This is a genomic window from Massilia eburnea (assembly GCF_009720745.1).
Taxonomy (GTDB): domain Bacteria; phylum Pseudomonadota; class Gammaproteobacteria; order Burkholderiales; family Burkholderiaceae_D; genus Rugamonas; species Rugamonas eburnea.
In genome coordinates, this window is record NZ_WNKX01000050.1 from 1 (window position 1) to 17187 (window position 17187).

At 62.7% G+C, this 17187-nt stretch carries 20 protein-coding genes and 1 pseudogene; 16 read left to right on the forward strand and 5 right to left on the reverse strand.

Features of this window, described 5'->3' with window-relative positions; all coding sequences use genetic code 11:
• From GM658_RS28985 to GM658_RS28310, 5 genes and pseudogenes are all read left to right on the forward strand, one after another.
• Positions 1–705: pseudogene (locus GM658_RS28985) on the forward strand (helix-turn-helix domain-containing protein); the annotation flags it as partial.
• A gap of 48 nt (positions 706–753) precedes the next feature.
• Positions 754–1407 (forward strand): Vgb family protein, encoded by a 654-nt coding sequence (locus GM658_RS28295; RefSeq protein ID WP_155457456.1) that lies wholly within the window; start codon positions 754–756, stop codon positions 1405–1407.
• A gap of 2 nt (positions 1408–1409) precedes the next feature.
• Positions 1410–2141, forward strand: a complete 732-nt coding sequence (locus GM658_RS28300; RefSeq protein ID WP_155457457.1) for a DUF899 domain-containing protein — start codon at positions 1410–1412, stop codon at positions 2139–2141.
• Positions 2142–2153: 12 nt separating this feature from the next.
• Positions 2154–2567 carry a hypothetical protein gene (locus GM658_RS28305; protein WP_170299029.1) on the forward strand — a complete coding sequence of 138 codons (414 nt, stop codon included), beginning with the start codon at positions 2154–2156 and terminating at the stop codon, positions 2565–2567.
• Positions 2568–2572: 5 nt separating this feature from the next.
• Positions 2573–3220, forward strand: coding sequence for a hypothetical protein (locus GM658_RS28310; RefSeq protein ID WP_155457459.1), 648 nt, complete (start codon positions 2573–2575; stop codon positions 3218–3220).
• A gap of 11 nt (positions 3221–3231) precedes the next feature.
• Here GM658_RS28310 and GM658_RS28315 read toward each other — a convergent pair whose 3' ends face one another.
• Complete coding sequence (locus GM658_RS28315; protein ID WP_155457460.1) at positions 3232–4206, reverse strand: NADPH:quinone oxidoreductase family protein; 975 nt, start codon at positions 4204–4206, stop codon at positions 3232–3234.
• Positions 4207–4323: 117 nt separating this feature from the next.
• Here GM658_RS28315 and GM658_RS28320 point away from each other — a divergent pair, with 117 nt between their 5' ends.
• From GM658_RS28320 to rlmD, 7 genes are all read left to right on the forward strand, one after another.
• Positions 4324–4929 carry a toll/interleukin-1 receptor domain-containing protein gene (locus GM658_RS28320; RefSeq protein WP_155457461.1) on the forward strand — a complete coding sequence of 202 codons (606 nt, stop codon included), beginning with the start codon at positions 4324–4326 and terminating at the stop codon, positions 4927–4929.
• A gap of 21 nt (positions 4930–4950) precedes the next feature.
• Positions 4951–5994, forward strand: coding sequence for a KGGVGR-motif variant AAA ATPase (locus GM658_RS28325; protein WP_155457462.1), 1044 nt, complete (start codon positions 4951–4953; stop codon positions 5992–5994).
• A 102-nt stretch (positions 5995–6096) separates the two neighbouring features.
• The gene (gene surE / locus GM658_RS28330) at positions 6097–6834 is read left to right on the forward strand and encodes a 5'/3'-nucleotidase SurE (RefSeq protein WP_155457463.1); all 738 of its coding nucleotides are present in this window, start codon (positions 6097–6099) and stop codon (positions 6832–6834) included.
• Positions 6831–7715 (forward strand): protein-L-isoaspartate(D-aspartate) O-methyltransferase, encoded by an 885-nt coding sequence (locus tag GM658_RS28335; RefSeq protein WP_155457464.1) that lies wholly within the window; start codon positions 6831–6833, stop codon positions 7713–7715. The genes surE and GM658_RS28335 overlap by 4 nt, the downstream gene beginning before the upstream one ends.
• Before the next feature lie 17 nt (positions 7716–7732).
• On the forward strand, positions 7733–8635 hold the full coding sequence (locus GM658_RS28340; RefSeq protein WP_155457465.1) for a peptidoglycan DD-metalloendopeptidase family protein: 903 nt from the start codon (positions 7733–7735) through the stop codon (positions 8633–8635).
• Positions 8636–8643: 8 nt separating this feature from the next.
• Entirely contained in the window at positions 8644–9654 is a 1011-nt protein-coding gene (gene rpoS, locus GM658_RS28345) for an RNA polymerase sigma factor RpoS (protein ID WP_155457466.1), read from the forward strand.
• A gap of 153 nt (positions 9655–9807) precedes the next feature.
• The gene (gene rlmD / locus GM658_RS28350) at positions 9808–11148 is read left to right on the forward strand and encodes a 23S rRNA (uracil(1939)-C(5))-methyltransferase RlmD (RefSeq protein ID WP_155457467.1); all 1341 of its coding nucleotides are present in this window, start codon (positions 9808–9810) and stop codon (positions 11146–11148) included.
• Positions 11149–11153: 5 nt separating this feature from the next.
• Here rlmD and GM658_RS28355 read toward each other — a convergent pair whose 3' ends face one another.
• The 4 genes from GM658_RS28355 to GM658_RS28370 form a co-directional block, all read right to left on the reverse strand.
• Positions 11154–12095, reverse strand: coding sequence for a CE1 family esterase (locus GM658_RS28355; RefSeq protein ID WP_155457468.1), 942 nt, complete (start codon positions 12093–12095; stop codon positions 11154–11156).
• A complete protein-coding gene (locus GM658_RS28360) occupies positions 12092–12601 on the reverse strand; it encodes a hypothetical protein (protein ID WP_155457469.1) in 510 nt (169 codons plus the stop codon). Before GM658_RS28360 ends, GM658_RS28355 begins: the two co-directional genes overlap by 4 nt.
• Before the next feature lie 41 nt (positions 12602–12642).
• Complete coding sequence (locus tag GM658_RS28365; RefSeq protein WP_155457470.1) at positions 12643–12966, reverse strand: hypothetical protein; 324 nt, start codon at positions 12964–12966, stop codon at positions 12643–12645.
• A 127-nt stretch (positions 12967–13093) separates the two neighbouring features.
• Positions 13094–13777 (reverse strand): Bax inhibitor-1/YccA family protein, encoded by a 684-nt coding sequence (locus tag GM658_RS28370; RefSeq protein ID WP_155457471.1) that lies wholly within the window; start codon positions 13775–13777, stop codon positions 13094–13096.
• A gap of 203 nt (positions 13778–13980) precedes the next feature.
• On the opposite strand from GM658_RS28370, the gene ndk reads away from it, so the two are divergent.
• The 4 genes from ndk to GM658_RS28390 form a co-directional block, all read left to right on the forward strand.
• Positions 13981–14406 carry a nucleoside-diphosphate kinase gene (gene ndk, locus GM658_RS28375; protein ID WP_155457472.1) on the forward strand — a complete coding sequence of 142 codons (426 nt, stop codon included), beginning with the start codon at positions 13981–13983 and terminating at the stop codon, positions 14404–14406.
• 97 nt (positions 14407–14503) lie between these two features.
• Positions 14504–15676, forward strand: a complete 1173-nt coding sequence (rlmN, locus tag GM658_RS28380; protein ID WP_155457473.1) for a dual-specificity RNA methyltransferase RlmN — start codon at positions 14504–14506, stop codon at positions 15674–15676.
• Positions 15676–16491 (forward strand): type IV pilus biogenesis/stability protein PilW, encoded by an 816-nt coding sequence (gene pilW, locus GM658_RS28385; RefSeq protein ID WP_155457474.1) that lies wholly within the window; start codon positions 15676–15678, stop codon positions 16489–16491. Before rlmN ends, pilW begins: the two co-directional genes overlap by 1 nt.
• Before the next feature lie 13 nt (positions 16492–16504).
• The coding region (locus GM658_RS28390) for a helix-turn-helix domain-containing protein (RefSeq protein ID WP_170299030.1) at positions 16505–17187 on the forward strand (683 nt) is incomplete at its 3' end.

Here is a 17187-nt window from a genome sequence, read left to right on the forward strand (position 1 = left end):
CACGCGGCGGCAGCGCGCTCGCGGGTGCCGGAGCTGCTGGCGGAAGTGGCCGAGGCCTGCGCTGCGCTGGAACGTCCCGCCGCCCGCCGCCACGGCGCAGGGGAAGGGCAGGCGATGGCGCTCGATGCGGTGGCGGCGCTGCTGGCCTCCGATACTTTGGTGCTGGATGCCTGCCGGCGTGGCCTGGGCATCGGCGCAAACTGGCGCTCCTTGGCCCGCAGGCCGGTGCTGTTCGCGCTGGCGCGCACGCTGGCAGGAGCCTGGCCCGGCGATGCCGAGCGCGACATACTGATCGAACAGGCCTTCAACACCCGCCGTCCCGACGAAACCCACCGCGCGCGGCTGCGGGTTGAGATTGGCCGCCTGCGCGCACTGCTCAAGGGCCTGGCAGGCATTGATGCGACGCCGAACGGCTTTGCGCTGCGGCCGTCCGATGGCCGGCCGCTGGCGATCCTGGAGCCCCCAATTGCGGGTGAGCAGGCCTCGCTGCTGGCGTTGTTGTCCGACGGCGCCGCCTGGTCTACCTCGGCACTGGCATTGGCGCTCGACGCCAGCCAGCGCACTATCCAGCGCGCCCTCGCCGAGCTGGAGGCGGACGGCCGGGTGCGCGCCATCGGCAACACCCGCACACGGCGCTGGCTTTCGCCGCCGCTGGCCGGATTCACGACAATCTTGTTACTCCCTGCTGCACTGCCGTTGGAATAAAGTTCACTTGCGGCGCCACACTAGGCGCGCCACATAAGGAGCTAGACAATGAAGAGCAATACAAGCAAGGTACGCACGGCAGAAATCGTGCGTGAATACGGCCCATTTGAAGGCGTCAAGAATGTTGGCGGCGTCACCTTCGACGGCAAGACGGTGTGGGCCGCCACCGGAGCCCGGCTGATCGGCTTTGATCCTGCCAGCGGCAAGGAAGCCCGCGCGTTCGAACTGCCGGCCGATGCCGGCACGACCTTCGACGGCAAATACCTGTACCAGATCGCGGAGGAGCGCATCGACAAGATCGACCCTGCCAGCGGCAAGGTGGTGAAGACGATTCCTGCACCCGGCCACGGCGCCGATTCCGGCCTGGCCTGGGCCGAGGGCAGCCTGTGGGTGGGCCAGTACCGCGACCGCAAGATCCATCAAATCAATCCCGAGACGGGCGACATCATCCGCTCGATCGAATCGAACCGCTTCGTCACCGGCGTGACGTGGGTGGACGGTGAGCTGTGGCACGCCACCTGGGAGGGCGAGCAAAGCGACATTCGCCACATCGATCCCCAAACTGGTGAAGTGCTGGAGAGCCTGGAAATGCCGGAGGGCGTATTTGTCAGTGGCTTGGAGTCCGATGGCGCCGGCCTGTTCTTCGCCGGCGGCGGGGGCAGCGGCAAAGTGCGTGCAGTGCGTCGTCCACGGGGAGAGTGATCATGAACGCTATCGTCAATCAAGAGCAATGGCTGGCGCAGCGCCTGGACCTGCTGGCCCGCGAAAAAGAACTTATGCGCCAGCAGGACCAGTTGGCCCGCGAGCGCCGCGCCTTGCCGTGGGTGCGCGTGGACAAGCAGTACGTGTTCGACACGCCGCAAGGCAAGCGTTCACTGGCCGACCTGTTCGAGGGCCGCAGCCAGCTGGTGGTGCAGCATTTCATGTTCGCACCCGGCAAGGAGCGCGGCTGCTCGCACTGTTCCTACATGGCCGACCACACCGACGGCGCCTTGCCGCACCTGGCCCAGCGTGACGTGAGCTTTGTGGTGGTGTCGCGCGCACCATTGGCCAGCCTGGAGAAGATGCGCAAGGAATTGGACTGGAAGTTCAAATGGGTCTCGTCCGGCGACAGCGATTTCAATTACGACTTCCACGTCAGTTTTACGCAGGAAGACCTGGCGCAGGGCGAAGTCAATTACAACTTCAAGGAACAGGCCTTCCCGCTGGAAGACGCGCCGGGCATCAGCGTGTTCTACAAGGGCGAATGCGGTACCGTCTACCACACCTATTCGACCTTTGGCCGCGGCGTGGAAATGATGATGCATACCTATCGCTTCCTCGACATTACCCCGATGGGGCGCAATGAAGATGAGCTGCCCTACACCATGGCCTGGGTGAAGCACCACGACCGCTACGAGCAGGCGCCGGGCGCGTCCTGCTGTTCCAACAGCTGAAGCGGGGATGCCATGTCCAGCTTCCGGCCTTGGCGGGCCGTGTCAGCGATCGCCTGCGGCCATATGGCTTCGATGGCGACAGTGGCGGCAGCAGTTGCATTCAGGCTGCCCGTCGATCGCCCGGCGCTGCAGTGGGGGGCTGGCGTACTGCTGATCGCCGCACTGGCCTGCCGCTGGCGCATGGGGCACGCAATAGCGGGGCAGGCCGGCATGGCGTTATGGACCTTCATCATGTCCACAGCCCATGGCGCAGGCTTCATGCTGATGCCGGCGTTGATGACGGTCTGCGGGCGCGGTGCAATGGGACCGGCGCTGCTTGTTTTGGGCACGATGGGTGTGCACATGGCGGTCATGCTTGCAGCAAATGGCCTCATCGCCTACATTGCATTCTTCTTAAATAAAAAGCTCGCGACACCATGCGCATGATTTGCATGTTGATGCTCTTGGCTGTTCTCCCTGCCGCCCAGGCCACAGACTGTCCCGTTAACCTCCGCTGGGAGGAAGGTACGTTCGCCGAGCGGATCACCATCCAGCAAGGAGAAGGAGCGCATGTGGTGGTTGAAAAGTTTGCGGATGCCACCGCCTTGCACGTGGACGTTTCTGGCGCCAAGGCCGCTATGATTACCCTGGCAGGGAAAGGTGATGACGGCAGCATCAGTTTTCTCTCAGCGCCAGAACACGACAAGCCATCTGGTTTCGCGGAGATCTCCATGGCGGTTGACGTACCGTTCGGGACGGACCCAAATCTGGCCGGACCATGTGCGCTGGAGGACGAGGTGACCGTCCAGGCGCTGGACTTGGCAGGACGGCTGGCAGACAAGTTGGATCTGGAGCAGTCTGCCGGGCTGAAAGGCTGGATGCGCAGGCAGGGTCTGGATGTCGAGTATTCGGTGCAGTTCGGCCCTGGGGCAGAGCTGCAAGGATTGTGGCGCTATACAAGCCGGATTCAGAACGTGCCTTTGGATATTGATGTACAGGGCTGGCGCGTATTCAAGCGAGATACATTGCTCACGACACTGCCGAAGGGGAAGCCGATCCCCTTGTCGGCAGCGCTTGAGCAATTGCGCGGCGCGAAGTAAAAGTAGCCCTGTCAGGGCTTGATGATCACCTTGCCCGTCACCTTGCGCGCCGCCATCGCGTTCAGGGCCTGGGGTGTGTCCGCCAGTGCATAGCGCGCCGAGATGTGCGGGCGGATCTTGCCTTCGCCCAGCCAGCCCAGTAGCTGCATCATGCCGGCCAGGTTGGCCTTCGGCTCGCGCTTGACGAATTCGCCCCAGAAAACGCCCACCAGCGAGGCGCCTTTGAGCAGCGTGAGGTTCAGCGGCAGCTTGGGGATTTCGCCGTTGGCGAAGCCGACTACCAGGTAACGCCCGCGCCAGCCAATCGAGCGGAAGGCCGGTTCTGCGTATTCGCCGCCCACTGGATCGTAAATCACGTCCGGGCCTTTGCCGTCGGTGGCGGCCTTGATCGCCTCGCGCAGGTCGCCGCTGCTGTAGTTGATCAGGACATCGGCGCCGTGCTGTTTGCACACCGCGAGCTTTTCTTCGCTGGAGGCGGCTGCGATCACGCGCGCACCGAGCGCCTTGCCGATTTCGATGGCGGCCAGGCCAACGCCGCCGGCAGCGCCCAGGACCAGCATGGTCTCGCCGGCCTTCAGCTGCGCGCGGTCGACCACCGCGTGGTGCGAGGTGCCGTAGGTGAGGGTGATGGCGGCGGCGGTGTCGAAATCCATCCCTGGCGGCATAGGCATCAGCGCGGCGGCAGGCGCCAGCAGCTGCTCCGCAAAACCGCCGTGGGCGGAGAAGGCGATCACCTTGTCGCCCGGTTTGTAGCCCTGCACGCCTTCGCCCACCGACAGCACCACGCCGGAGACCTCATTGCCAGGCGTGAAGGGCAGGGCAGGCTTGTACTGGTATTTGCCCTGGATGATCAGGACATCGGGGAAATTGACGGCGGCCGCCTTCACCTGCAGAACTACCTGGCCCGGGCCGGGCTGCAGGTCCGGCAGATCTTCCAGCACGAGCGAGTCGGGCAAGCCCCATTCCTTGCAAACGATAGCCTTCATATAGTCTCCATTATTTTATCGAACGATCGTGCGATTATGCCCGAGAACACTTTGCGCCGGCACAAAGTCTAGCGCGCCGCAGGGGAATACATTTGGCTGGCAGGGGAGGCGATTGCCATGAGTATCCGGTACGGCTGCTTTTTCAGTTACGCGCATGGCCAGCACGCATATATGAGCCATTTCAAGGACGACCTGGTTGATGCCCTGAAGTGCTATCTTGAGCCCCACTTCGACAACGAGACCGAACTCTTTGTCGACAGCGAGCAACTGGGTGGCGGCGACGACATCGACCGCCGGCTCGCCCTGGCCATGTGCCAGAGCGTGTCGATGATCGTGATCTATACGCCCAAGTACGAAGCCCACCCATATACCCGGCGCGAATTCGCCGCCATGCAGATGATCGAGGCCGAGCGCAGCGGCTGGTACGAGCTGCCAAGCCATTTGATCATCCCCGTGATCATGACCCGCCACCCACTGAGCCTGCCGCGCCAGATCAGCGAACCGGGCATGTATGTGGACTTTTCGCGTTACACCCTGGCGACGGGGGAGCTGAAGACCAATCCCGATTACCTGCCCGATATCCGGCGCATCGTGGACCGCATCACGATGCACTACCACTGCCTGAAAGCGAGCATGCCGGCCGACCACGATTGCAGGAATTTCGTGCTGCCGCCGCCCCCGCCGGAATGGCGCCCGCCGGCGCCGCCGCAATTCCCCCGTTAGAAAAAACACTGAAAGAGCGCCATGGAACACCTACGCCTGCACCTGCCGCTGCTGCCCGCAGCGGGCGAAGTCACCACCTTCTATTCCTACAAGGGCGGCGTGGGCCGCACCATGGCGCTGGCCAACCTGGGGCATTTGCTGGCGCAGCGCCGCGCGGCGCCGGTACTGCTGGTGGATTGGGACCTGGAGGCGCCCGGCCTGCACTATTACTTTCCCGCCGCGCCCGAAGCTCCCGGCGTGCTGGACCTGTTCGAAGCCTGCCGCGACCAGTTGCAGGAGCGCGCCGGCCGCTACGCCAGCGAGCAGGCGCTGGCCGAGGCGGTGCTCGACGCCGTGCGCTGGGAGCAATACCTGGTGAAGGCATGCGAAGACCGGCCACTCTGGCTGCTGCGCGCTGGGCGGTGCGATGGCAGCCATGCGGAACGCGCGGCGATGATGGATTGGCAAGGCCTGTTCGACGCTTGCCCCGCGCTGTTCCGCACCCTTGCCGCCCGCCTGGCGCGCCATTTCGGCCACGTGCTGATCGATGCCCGCAGCGGGCGGGCCGACTGCGCCGCCATCTGCACCACGCTGCTGCCGACGCGGCTGGTATTGGTGTTCACACCCAACCGGCAGAACCTGGATGGCCTGCAGGACCTGGTGGCGCGCGCCACCGGCTACCGCAGCTGCCATGAGGACGAGCAGCGCCAGTTGCTGGTTTATCCGCTGCCCTCGCGCATCGACCGGTCGGACCTGGCGCAAAGTGAGCTATGGCGGCGCGGGCAGGGCGGCTACCAGCCCCTGTTCGAAGACATGCTGGCCGAGGCGTATGGCTTGCCCTGGCTGTCGCTGGAAGCATATTTCAACGCCGTGCAGTTGCCGCATTGCGCCAGCCTGGCCTATGGCGAATCGCTGCCGGCAGTTGCACTGCAGCCGGGCTATGATGCCTTTATGCAATGGTTCCGCGAGGGGCTTTGTCCCTGGCAACGCCTGCCCTCGGCCGTATCGGCCGCACTGAACAACCACCACGCCTTCCCCTTGGAGCAGCAGCGCGCCGGCTACTGGCGGATGCCGGCAGTGATATAAATTTGTCAAGTTAAAAAAAGGGGACGTACCCCTTTTTGCCGCGAAGCGGAAAAAGGGGTACGTCCCCTTTTTTCCATCGTTGCTTCAGGTAAAATTCCCTGTATGAGAATCCTTATCAGTAACGACGACGGCTACCTGGCGCCTGGCATCAATGCGCTGGCGGAAGCCCTGCAGCCTATCGCCGATATCGTGGTTGTGGCGCCAGACAGCAACCGCTCCGGCGCCTCCAATTCGCTCACGCTGGACCGTCCCTTGTCGGTACATCAGGCGGCAAATGGTTTCTATTTTGTTAATGGTACGCCGACCGACTGCGTCCACATCGCGCTGACCGGCCTGCTGGACCACGTGCCGGACCTGGTGGTATCGGGCATCAACAACGGCCCGAACATGGGGGACGATACCCTGTATTCCGGTACCGTCGCCGCCGCGACCGAAGGCTACCTGTTCGGCGTGCCGGCAATTGCCTTTTCGCAAGGTTCCTATGGCTGGACCAACATCGACGCTGCCGCCCGCGTGGCGCGCGAGCTGGTCGAGCGCTACCTGGAGCTGCTGGAGCGGCCCTACCTGCTGAACGTGAACATCCCGGCGCTGCCGTACGAACAACTGGGCCCGTTGACCCCGACCCGGCTGGGCCGCCGTCACCAGGCTGAACCCGTGGTCAAGGCGCTCGACCCGCGCGGCCGCGAAATCTACTGGATTGGCCCGCCGGGCGCAGGCAAGGACGCGGGCGAAGGCACCGACTTCCACGCCGTCGCCAACGGCTGCGTGTCGCTGACGCCCTTGCAGATCGACCTGACCCATCGCCAACAACTCGATTCCCTGGCAAAGGCCATCGCATGAGCGACAAGACCCGCACTTTCCCGCTGCCCCTGTCTTCGATTACCGACAAGAGCCCGACGAAAAAGCCGGTCTACAACAGCGTGGCCACGCCACAAACGGCGACCCAGAACGCCGCCCGCACGGCTGCTGCCACACCGGGCGGCTGGCGTCCGCCGCAGCCGGTGGCATCGCCGTCGCGCGCCCATTCCTATGCGCAGGAGCGGGCCCAGGTCCAGCTGGCGCCCGTCAATCCGCCGCGCGCACACGCGCTGGTGTCGGACGGCGTGCGCCGCGCCATGGTGCAGCGCGTGGCCAAGCAGGGCGTAAGCGACCCGGTGGTGCTGGGCGCGCTGGACACCGTGCCGCGCCACCTGTTCATGGACGAAGGCCTGGCGCCGCAGGCGTATATCGACGCTTCGCTGCCGATCGGCCACCACCAGACCATTTCGCAGCCGTATATCGTGGCGCGCATGATCGAGGTGATGCGCGCCGGGCAGGACCTGCACCGCGTGCTGGAAATCGGCACCGGCTGCGGCTATCAGGCGGCGGTGCTGGCCTGCGTGGCGAAAGAGGTATATTCGATCGAGCGCATCAAGCCTCTGCACGAACTGGCCAAAACCAATTTGCGCCCGTTGCGGGTGCCGAACCTCCGTTTGCACTACGGAGATGGTATGCTAGGCTTGCCGCAGGCGGCGCCTTTCGATGGCATCATCCTTGCCGCCGCTGGCCTGGAAGTACCCCAGGCTTTGCTTGATCAACTGAATATCGGCGGCCGCCTGGTCGCCCCGGTCGGGGCCCGCACCCAGCATCTCGAACTGGTGACGCGTGTCAGCAAGAACGAATGGGTGCGCCAGACGCTGGAAGACTGCCACTTCGTGCCGCTGCGCCCTGGCACCATTTAACACACAGACTTTATAGAATGACGAAGAAATATTCCCTTTTGCTCATCGCGGCCTCGATGGTCCTGCTGACCGGATGTCCGTCCGTGCCGACCCAGGCCCCTGTTGAAGACCGTTCGGTACCGCAACCGGCTGCGCCGGTGAAGGCTGCTCCTGTGGAGGAGACAAAGGACAAGGAAGGCTATTACACCGTCCACAAGGGCGACACCCTGATCCGCATCGCGTTTGACCGCGGCTTGAATTACCGCGAACTGGCGGCCTGGAACAATATCGCGAATCCGGACGACATCAAGGTCGACCAGGTACTGCGCCTGTCGCCGCCGGAAGGCGTGCAGATTACCGCCGTGCCAACCCCGCCGCAGATCGAGAAGACTCCGCCACCGCCGCGCAAATCCGTGCCGAAAGGGGAAAAGCGTCCGTATTCCGAGTCGGCCGTGGCGGAAATGCAGAAATCCGACGACCGCGCCGAAAAACCAGCGCTGGTGGCCAGCCTGGCGCCTTCGCCGGCTCCGGCGCCAGCGCCGTCGCCCGCTGCCTCCATGAGCGCGGAAGACCGCGACCTGTCGTGGACCTGGCCTTCCGACGGCCGCGTGGTGGCCCAGTTCGACGAAGGCAAGAACAAGGGCATCGACATCGCCGGCCGCGCCGGACAACAAGTGTTGGCTGCGGAACGAGGAAAAGTGATGTATGCCGGTAGCGGCATCCGCGGATATGGTAATCTCGTCATTGTGAAGCACAGTAACAGCCTGTTGTCGGCCTATGCCCACAACCGGGCCATCCTCGTGAAGGAGGGCCAGGAGGTGCGCAGGGGGCAGGCAATTGCTGAAATGGGGGACTCCGATACCGACACGGTCAAGCTGCACTTTGAAATAAGGCAGCAGGGCAAGCCGGTGGATCCATCGAAATTCCTGCCTAACCGCTAGATACACCCATGACACGCTCGCCGAATGACCAACTGGAAGACGACTCGATTCCTGAGGAATTCCCGGACGAGCCGATCGATGAAGTAGCGATCGATTCCATGGAACCGGACGGCGAGGTTGCGGTCGAAGGCAGCGCCGTCCTGGAAACCGTCGACGAGCTGAAAAAAGTCCTGGCGGCGGAACTCTCCACCGACACCACCCAGCACTACCTGAACCAGATCGGCACCCGTCCCTTGCTGACGGCGCCGCAGGAAGTCCATTTCGCCACCCTGGCCAAGCAGGGCGATTTCGCCGCCCGCCAGACCATGATCGAGCATAACTTGCGGCTGGTGGTGTCGATCGCCAAGCATTACATCAACCGCGGCGTGGTCCTGCTCGACATGATCGAAGAGGGCAATATCGGCTTGATGCGCGCCATCGACAAGTTCGAGCCGGAGCGCGGCTTCCGCTTCTCTACCTATGCCACGTGGTGGATCCGCCAGAGCATCGAACGCGCCATCATGAACCAGGCGCGCACGGTGCGCCTGCCGGTGCATATGGTGCGCGAATTGAACCAGATCCTGCGCGGGAAATATCACCTGGAGGCGCAGCATCACAACGGCAAGGATGCCACGGCGGAGGATATCGCCGACCTGGTGGGCCGGCCGGTGGAGGAGGTGCAGGATATCCTGGCCTTGTCCGAGCATGCCACCTCGCTGGATGCGCCGCTGGATAATGACCCGCAGTCTTCGCTGATGGATATGCTGCCGGGGGATTCTGAGGATTCACCGGACGCGCGGGCGGAGCATCATGAGATGACGGTCCTGGTGCGGGATTGGCTGACCAAGCTGCCCGATAAGCAGCGCATCGTCATCATGCGGCGCTTTGGGCTGGATAATGATGATCCGGCTACCCTCGAGACGCTGGCCGAAGAGATGGGCGTGACGCGGGAGCGGGTGCGCCAGATACAGCAGGAGGCGCTGGTCAAGCTGAAGCGGGCGATGGCTGCGCGCGGCGTAGTGCGCGATTCTCTCCTTTAAACCCGGTAAACCTGGGTCAGACCCAAGGGTCAGACCCCACCGCTGCCGGCGGCGCAGACAGGGTCAGACCCTCGGGTCTGACCCAGAATTCCCGGGTTTTGCTATCATAGCGGGCTTTGGGCGCTCCCCGCCCCAGCTGCAACCTTAATCGCTATGCAAGACAACATCGTCGAAATCAAATCCCTGGACATGGATGCCCGTGGCGTTGGCCACATCGAGAACGAAGACGGCTCGCCGGGCAAAGTCGTCTTCATCGAAGGCGCGCTGCCGGGTGAAAAAGTCAGCTTCGAGCTGCTGCGCAAGAAGAAGAACTGGGAGCAGGGCCGCATGACCGCCCTGCACAAGGAATCGGCGATGCGCGTCAAGCCGAAATGCGAGCACTTCGACATCTGCGGCGGCTGCTCCATGCAGCACCTGGAAGCGTCGGCCCAGGTAGCGATCAAGCAGCGCGTCCTGGAAGACAACCTGTGGCACCTGTCCAAGGTCAAGTCCGACACCATGATGCGCCCGATGTTCGGCCCGACCTGGGGCTATCGTTACCGCGCGCGCCTGTCCTCGCGCTACGTGGCCAAGAAAGGCACGGTGCTGGTTGGTTTCCACGAAAAGAAATCGGTCTTCGTGGCCGACATCCAGAGCTGCCAGATACTGCCGAAGCACGTGTCGGACATGATGATGCCGCTGCGCGCCCTGATCCACTCGCTGACCATCTTCGACAAAGTGCCGCAGATCGAACTGGCCGTGGGCGAGGACAACACCGTGCTGGTGATGCGCAATATGGTGCCGCTGGGCGAGGGCGACGAAGACAAGCTGAAGGCCTTCGCTGACCAGTACAAGATCCAGTGGTGGCTGCAGCCCAAAGGCCCGGACACCGCCTACCCGTTCTACCCGGCCGGCAAGGAACTGTATTACACGCTGCCGGAATTCGGCATCAAGATGCCGTTCAAGCCGACCGACTTCACCCAGGTGAACCACCACATCAACCGCGTGCTGGTACACAAGGCGCTGCGCCTGCTGGACGTGCAGAAGGACGAGCGCGTGGCCGACCTGTTCTGCGGCCTGGGCAACTTCACGCTGCCGCTGGCGACCATGGCGCGCGAAGTGGTGGGCATTGAAGGTTCGACCGCGCTGACCGAGCGTGCGCTCTCCAACGCCAAGGTGAACGGCGTCGACGGCCACACCACCTTCCAGTGCCGTAACCTGTTCGAGATCACCAAGGACGACCTGATCGCCCTCGGCAAATTCGACCGCATGCTGATCGACCCGCCGCGCGATGGTGCGATGGCCCTGTCGCTGGCGCTGGCCGAACTGAAAGAAAGCAATCCGGACATGCTGCCGAAGCGTATCGTGTACGTCTCCTGCTCGCCGTCGACGCTGGCGCGCGATGCGGGCGTGCTGGTGCACCGTGCCGGCTACCGCTTGTCGCAAGCTGGCGTAATGAATATGTTCCCGCACACCTCCCACGTCGAGTCGATGGCGGTGTTCGACCTCGTCTAAGCCCCTTACTGGCGGCGCTTGTCACGGAAGAAGCGCCATGCTTCTTCCGCCAATTCAAAGTCGGCATTTTGCGCGCCCAGCAAGGCGCCTGCAATCCAGCCCATGCGGTGATGGATGCTTGGCTCGCTGTGGCCGCCGCGTTCGACCTTATAGAATTCCAGCTGGTCCTGGCCCCACACGACATGGCGTACCGAGGTGTCGCCCGATTCGCGCTGGTGCGGCAGATCCTCCTCTTTTGTAGCGGCATCGGGCAGGTGCAGCGGCTTGCGCCACAGGGCGAGCGTCTGCTCAGCGCCCAAGGTTGTGCCGCGTCCCTTGAGCATGATGTGGCCTACCTCGCCGCCCGCATAAGGCACGATCTTGTCGGCCGTGCCATGCACCATCAGGAGCGGCAGCGGATGCGTCGGGGCAGGGCACAAGCTCCTGGCAGGCGCCAGCGCCGCAATGGTGGCGATGGCGGCCAGGCGCGGGGCCAGTTCCACGCCGAGGCGGAAGGTCATGATGCCGCCGTTGGACATGCCGATCACGTACACGCGGTCGGGATCGGCGTTGTTCTCGGCGACTGCCTTATCGATCAGGGCGCCGATCAAGCTTACATCGTCGCTTTTGGGATTGGTGCTGGCGTCGGAGCGGCAATCGTTCCAGCCGCGCTTGCCGTCGCTGCCCTTCATGCCATCCGGGGCGATCACCAGCAGCTGTTCCCGGTCCGCGATTTCCAGCCATTGCTGCATCGGATCGTTCAGGCGCTCCTTGCCGAACACCAGGTTGGCGGAACCGGTATGGCCGTGCAGCACGATCACCAGCGGGCGCTTGCCGGTGGCCGCCTGCACCGGCGTGGCCATCAGGTAGTGGCGCGGCCCCTCGGGACGGGGCATTTCGGCGGAGGTGATGGTAGCCGCTTGCGCAGCGCCGCATAGCGCGGTCAAGAGGATGGCGAGTTTTATCATGGCTGCTTGCGCTCGAAATCGATAAAGTCGCCCAGGACCCATTTGGCGCCGTCGGCGCTCCACTCGTAATTCATGCGGAAGCTGTTCGGCGATTTGCGCCAGAACGTGAAGCGCTCCTGCCGATTGCCGGCGGCGACGGGCACACCGACCTTGTTGAATTCAACGATGCCGGCCATCCACCCTTCGCTTTCGAAGCGGCGCGCGCCGCCGAAGTTGTCGCTGACATGCATTACCAGTTTGCCGGAGGCCTTGTCGACGCCCCAGGTGCCCAGCGCCTTGTAGCTATTGGGTGCCTTGTCGGTATGGCGGTAGAGCAGCATTTGGCTGTCCAGTTCGCGCTGGAAGTCGACGTCGGCTTCAATTTTCTTGCCATTGCCAAAGGCGCCGGCGCCAGTCCAGTGGCCGGAGAAAAAGGCCGCCATGTCTTCGTTGAGGGGAGTCGGGGCGTCGGCCGCATGGGCGGCGCCAGCCAGGCAGAACATCAGGGCGATCAGTTTGCGACGCATGTTTTCAATGAATGAGTTGCAAGAATCGCCAGTTTATACGATTAAGCCAGCTTCTCAAGGATTTGGGTCAGGACGCCGATGACGCCCGCCATGCCGCCAATCACCGCTATCAGAAGCGAAATCAACAGGCCCATGATCCAGTGTTGGCCCTTTTCGAGCGCTACGATACGGGCGGTCAAGCGTTGTTCGAGTTCTGCCAGGCGGCTATCGACATACGCGCGCATTCGGGTTTCGGACTCCGCGATAGCGGTCGCAATCGCGGTGCGCAGTTCTGCACCCAATAATTTCATTTCGCAGGCGAGGTCAGGCACTTTCCGCTCCAGTTCGCGAAAGCGTTTTTCGTGGTCGGGGGAATCCGCTTCCATGATAGGCTCCGGCGGGTGGCGATACCATGATTGTTCGCCAATCGTGCGGCCTGCGATTGAGGCGGCGCAAAGGTGTGCGGGAATAAAAAAGCCGGCGGGTGCCGGCTTTTCGGGGAGTAGGCGGTGCTTATTCGCGGTCGCCGGCCAGGCCCAGCAAGTTCAACAGGGCGGTGAAGATGTTGTATACGTCGAGGTAGAGGGCCAGGGTGGCGGAGATGTAGTTGGTCTCGCCGCCGTTGACGATCTGTTGCACGTCGAACAGGATGTAGGCCGAGAACACTGCAATCACCAGCACCGAGATCACGATCGAGAGCGCGCTCATGCCCAGGAAGACATTGGCAATCGACGCCAGCACCAGGATGATCACGGCAGCAAACAGCCACTTGCCCATCATCGAGAAATCGCGCTTGGTCACGGTGGCATAGGCGGCCAGCGAGGCGAAGATAGCGCCGGTGCCGCCGAACGCGGTCATGATCAGCGTGCCGCCGTTGGCGAAGCCCAGGGTGCGCTGCAGCAGCGGTGTCAGCATCAGGCCCATGAAGAAGGTGAAGCCCAGCAGCAGGGCGACGCCCAGGCCGGAGTCCTTGTTCTTTTCAATGGCGTAGAAGAAGCCGAAAGCGATACCCATGAACAGCAGGGCGCCCAGGAAGCCGCGCGGGATCGGCACGCCGAACATGACGCCGATTGCGGCGCCCAGGACGGTCGGGATCATCGACAGGGCCAGCAGCCAGTATGTGTTGCGCAGCACGCGGTTGCGGATCAGTGCGTTATCGGTCGCGACTGCACTACCGAAATGATGTACGTTTTGCATATTTAAATGCCTCCTTTACTAAAAAGCATAGCATGACGATGACTGGCTGGGAACTTTCTGCCTTAGGAATGGCTTAAAATTCCGTAAGGGAATCCCATAGGCGCGTTTCCATGGGCATATAGAGTGAACTATGTTAAAATCTAGGGTTGATCGGGAATCTAATTTCTTGTTTTAAACCTTTCTTTTTATTGGAGTTTTTCATAATGGCAATCGAACGCACCCTGTCGATCATCAAACCAGACGCAGTAGCCAAGAACGTGATCGGCCAGATCTACAGCCGTTTCGAAGGCGCAGGCCTGAAAGTGATCGCTGCCCGCATGACCCAGCTGTCCCGCGCTGAAGCCGAAGGCTTCTACGCTGTGCACGCTGCACGTCCTTTCTTCAAGGACCTGGTTGACTTCATGATTTCCGGTCCTGTGATGATCCAGGTTCTGGAAGGCGAAGGCGCCATCCTGAAAAACCGTGACCTGATGGGCGCTACCGACCCGAAGAAGGCCGAAAAGGGCACCATCCGTGCTGATTTCGCTGACTCCATCGACGCTAACGCTGTTCACGGCTCCGACGCTGCTGAAACCGCTGCTGTGGAAATCGCCTACTTCTTCCCAGCACTGAACGTTTACTCCCGTTAATTTCCCCTAACGGTAGTATTGAAGTAAAGTAGTATTGCGCTTTTGCCTCGGTCCCTCGGTCCGGGGCAAAGCCGTTTTTGAAATTGAGTAAAAAAGCATGGAAACATCCCTCACCAACCTGCTGGATTTCGATCCGGAACAACTAGTCGCCTACTGCGCCGAGCTGGGGGAGAAGCCTTTCCGTGCCAAACAGCTGCAGCGCTGGATCCACCAATTCGGTGCGTCCGACTTTGACAGCATGACCGACCTCGCCAAATCCTTGCGCGAGAAGCTGAAGACGCGCGCCCACATCGTGGCGCCGGCTGTCATCAGCGACCATACTTCCGCCGACGGCACCCGCAAATGGCTGGTGGACGTTGGCAATGGCAATGCCGTGGAAACCGTGTTCATCCCGGAAGAAAACCGCGGCACGCTGTGCATCTCGACCCAGGCTGGCTGCGCCGTGAACTGCCGTTTCTGCTCGACCGGCAAACAGGGCTTCAACCGCAACCTGACCGTGGGCGAAATCATCGGCCAGTTGTGGATGGCTGAATTCGCGCTGCGCGCGACCAAAGGCATCGAGCCCGGGCCGAAAGGCGAGCGCCAGATCACCAACGTGGTGATGATGGGCATGGGCGAACCTCTGCTGAACTACGGACCAACCGCCACCGCGCTCAAGCTGATGCTGGACGATAACGCCTACGGCCTGTCGCGCCGTCGCGTGACCCTGTCCACCTCGGGCGTGGTGCCGATGATCGACAAGCTGTCGCAAGACGTGCCGGTGGCGCTGGCGGTGTCGCTGCACGCCTCCAACGACAAGCTGCGCGACGAGCTGGTCCCGCTGAACAAGAAGTACCCGCTGAAGGAACTGCTGGCAGCGTGCAAGCGCTACCTGGAGTTCGCACCGCGCGACTTCATCACATTCGAGTACTGCATGCTCGATAATTACAACGACTCGGACGAGCACGCGCGCGAGCTGATCGCGCTGGTGAACGACCCGGTGGTTGGCGTCAACTGCAAGTTCAACCTTATTCCTTTCAACCCCTTCCCGGAATCGGGCCTGCTGCGCTCCAAGAACCCGCGCATCAAGGCTTTCGCTGAAATTCTGATGAATGCGGGCATCGTAACCACCATCCGTAAGACCCGCGGCGATGATATCGACGCGGCCTGTGGCCAGCTGGCGGGCGAAGTGAAAGACCGCACCCGCGTGGCTGAACGGATGGAGAAGATGACCGAGTATCAAAAGAAGTACGGCGCCGATTTCGGCAAGATCGTGGAGATTCGTTCCTGATGACCGATTTCGCCCAGCGCCGCTTCAAGTGCCTGGCCGCGGTCGCGCTGGCCGGCTTTTTAGCGGGCTGCGCGAGTTCCGGGCAAGGCCCCAGTGGCAAAGAAGAGCTGAAGACCGCTTCCGACCAGACGTCCGCGCAAAAGCGCGCCGATATCCGCATGCAGCTGGCGATCGGCTACTTCGAGCAGGCCAACTATCCGGTGGCGCTCGACGAAGTGAAGAAAGCGATTGCCGCCGATCCGCAAAACGCCAACGGCTACAGCCTGCGCGCCATCATCTACATGCGGATGAACGAGAAGGAACTGGCGAACGACAACTTCCTGCAAGCCCTGAAGCTGGCGCCGAACGATCCGGACCTGAACAATAATTACGGTTCCTACCTGTGCCAGAATGGCCGCATCAAGGAATCGTTCAAGCACTTCGATGCCGCGCTGGCCAACCCGAATTACCGGTCGCCGGCAGGCGCCTTGAACAACGCGGGCAACTGCGCGCTGAAGGATAAGAACAACGAGCTGGCCGAGCGTTACCTGCTGCAGGCGCTGAAGCTGTCGCCGGACGTGCCGGAAACGAATATCGGCCTGGCGAAGGTGTACTATGCGCGGCGCGATTATCCGCGCGCCAGCTTCTTCATCACGCAGCTGCATAAGATGGCGAAGCTGGATAGCCTGCCTGCCGACGTGCTGTGGCTGTCGATCAAGGTACAGCACAAGATGGGTGACGAAGGCATGGAGCAGGGGTTTGTGACCCAGTTGCGGCGCCATCATGCCGATTCGCCGGAGTACGCTGCGTATCAACGTGGGGCGTTTGATGAGTGAGAACGGGGAAAGAATGGATTCCGAGCAGGACAAGCCGAGCAGCCAGCAGCATGCTACCGCGCCCGGGGTGGCATTGGCGGCGGCACGCGAAGCCATGGGGCTGTCGGTTGAGCAGATTGCAGACCAGCTGAAACTGGCGTCGCGCCAGGTGCTCGCCATCGAGCGCGGTGATTTCGACGCGCTGCCCAACCGCGCCGTTACGCGCGGCTTCATCCGTGCCTATGCCAAGGCGGTGCGCCTGGATCCGGCGCCGCTGGTGGCCATGGTGGAGGTGGAGGGCGCCGTCGGCCACGCGGATGCGACCGTGCGCCCGACCAAGGTGACAGCTTCGTTCCAGGAATCGCGTTTCCCTTCCCTGACTGAACGGAATAGCGGCAAACCGATGGGCGCCATCATTGCCGGCGTGGCGGTGCTGGCGCTGGCCGGCGGTGCCGCGGCCTGGCAAATGGGCTTGTTGAATTCCCTGAACCTGCCGTCGCGCATGGGCGTTGGCGCGCCGGCTTCCGCACCGGGGGCTGTCGTGCCGCCGGTGGTTGTCGCGCAGCCGGCTGCCCAGCCTGCGGAAGCGCCGATCCAGTCGCCAGACGTGCCGCTGATTTCCGTGCCGCCGCAACCGGGCAGCAATGCCCAGGCTACCGTGCCGGGCGCCGGCGTGACGGGCGAACCGGCCGGCGCTGCTGCTGCGGGCGCCGCGCC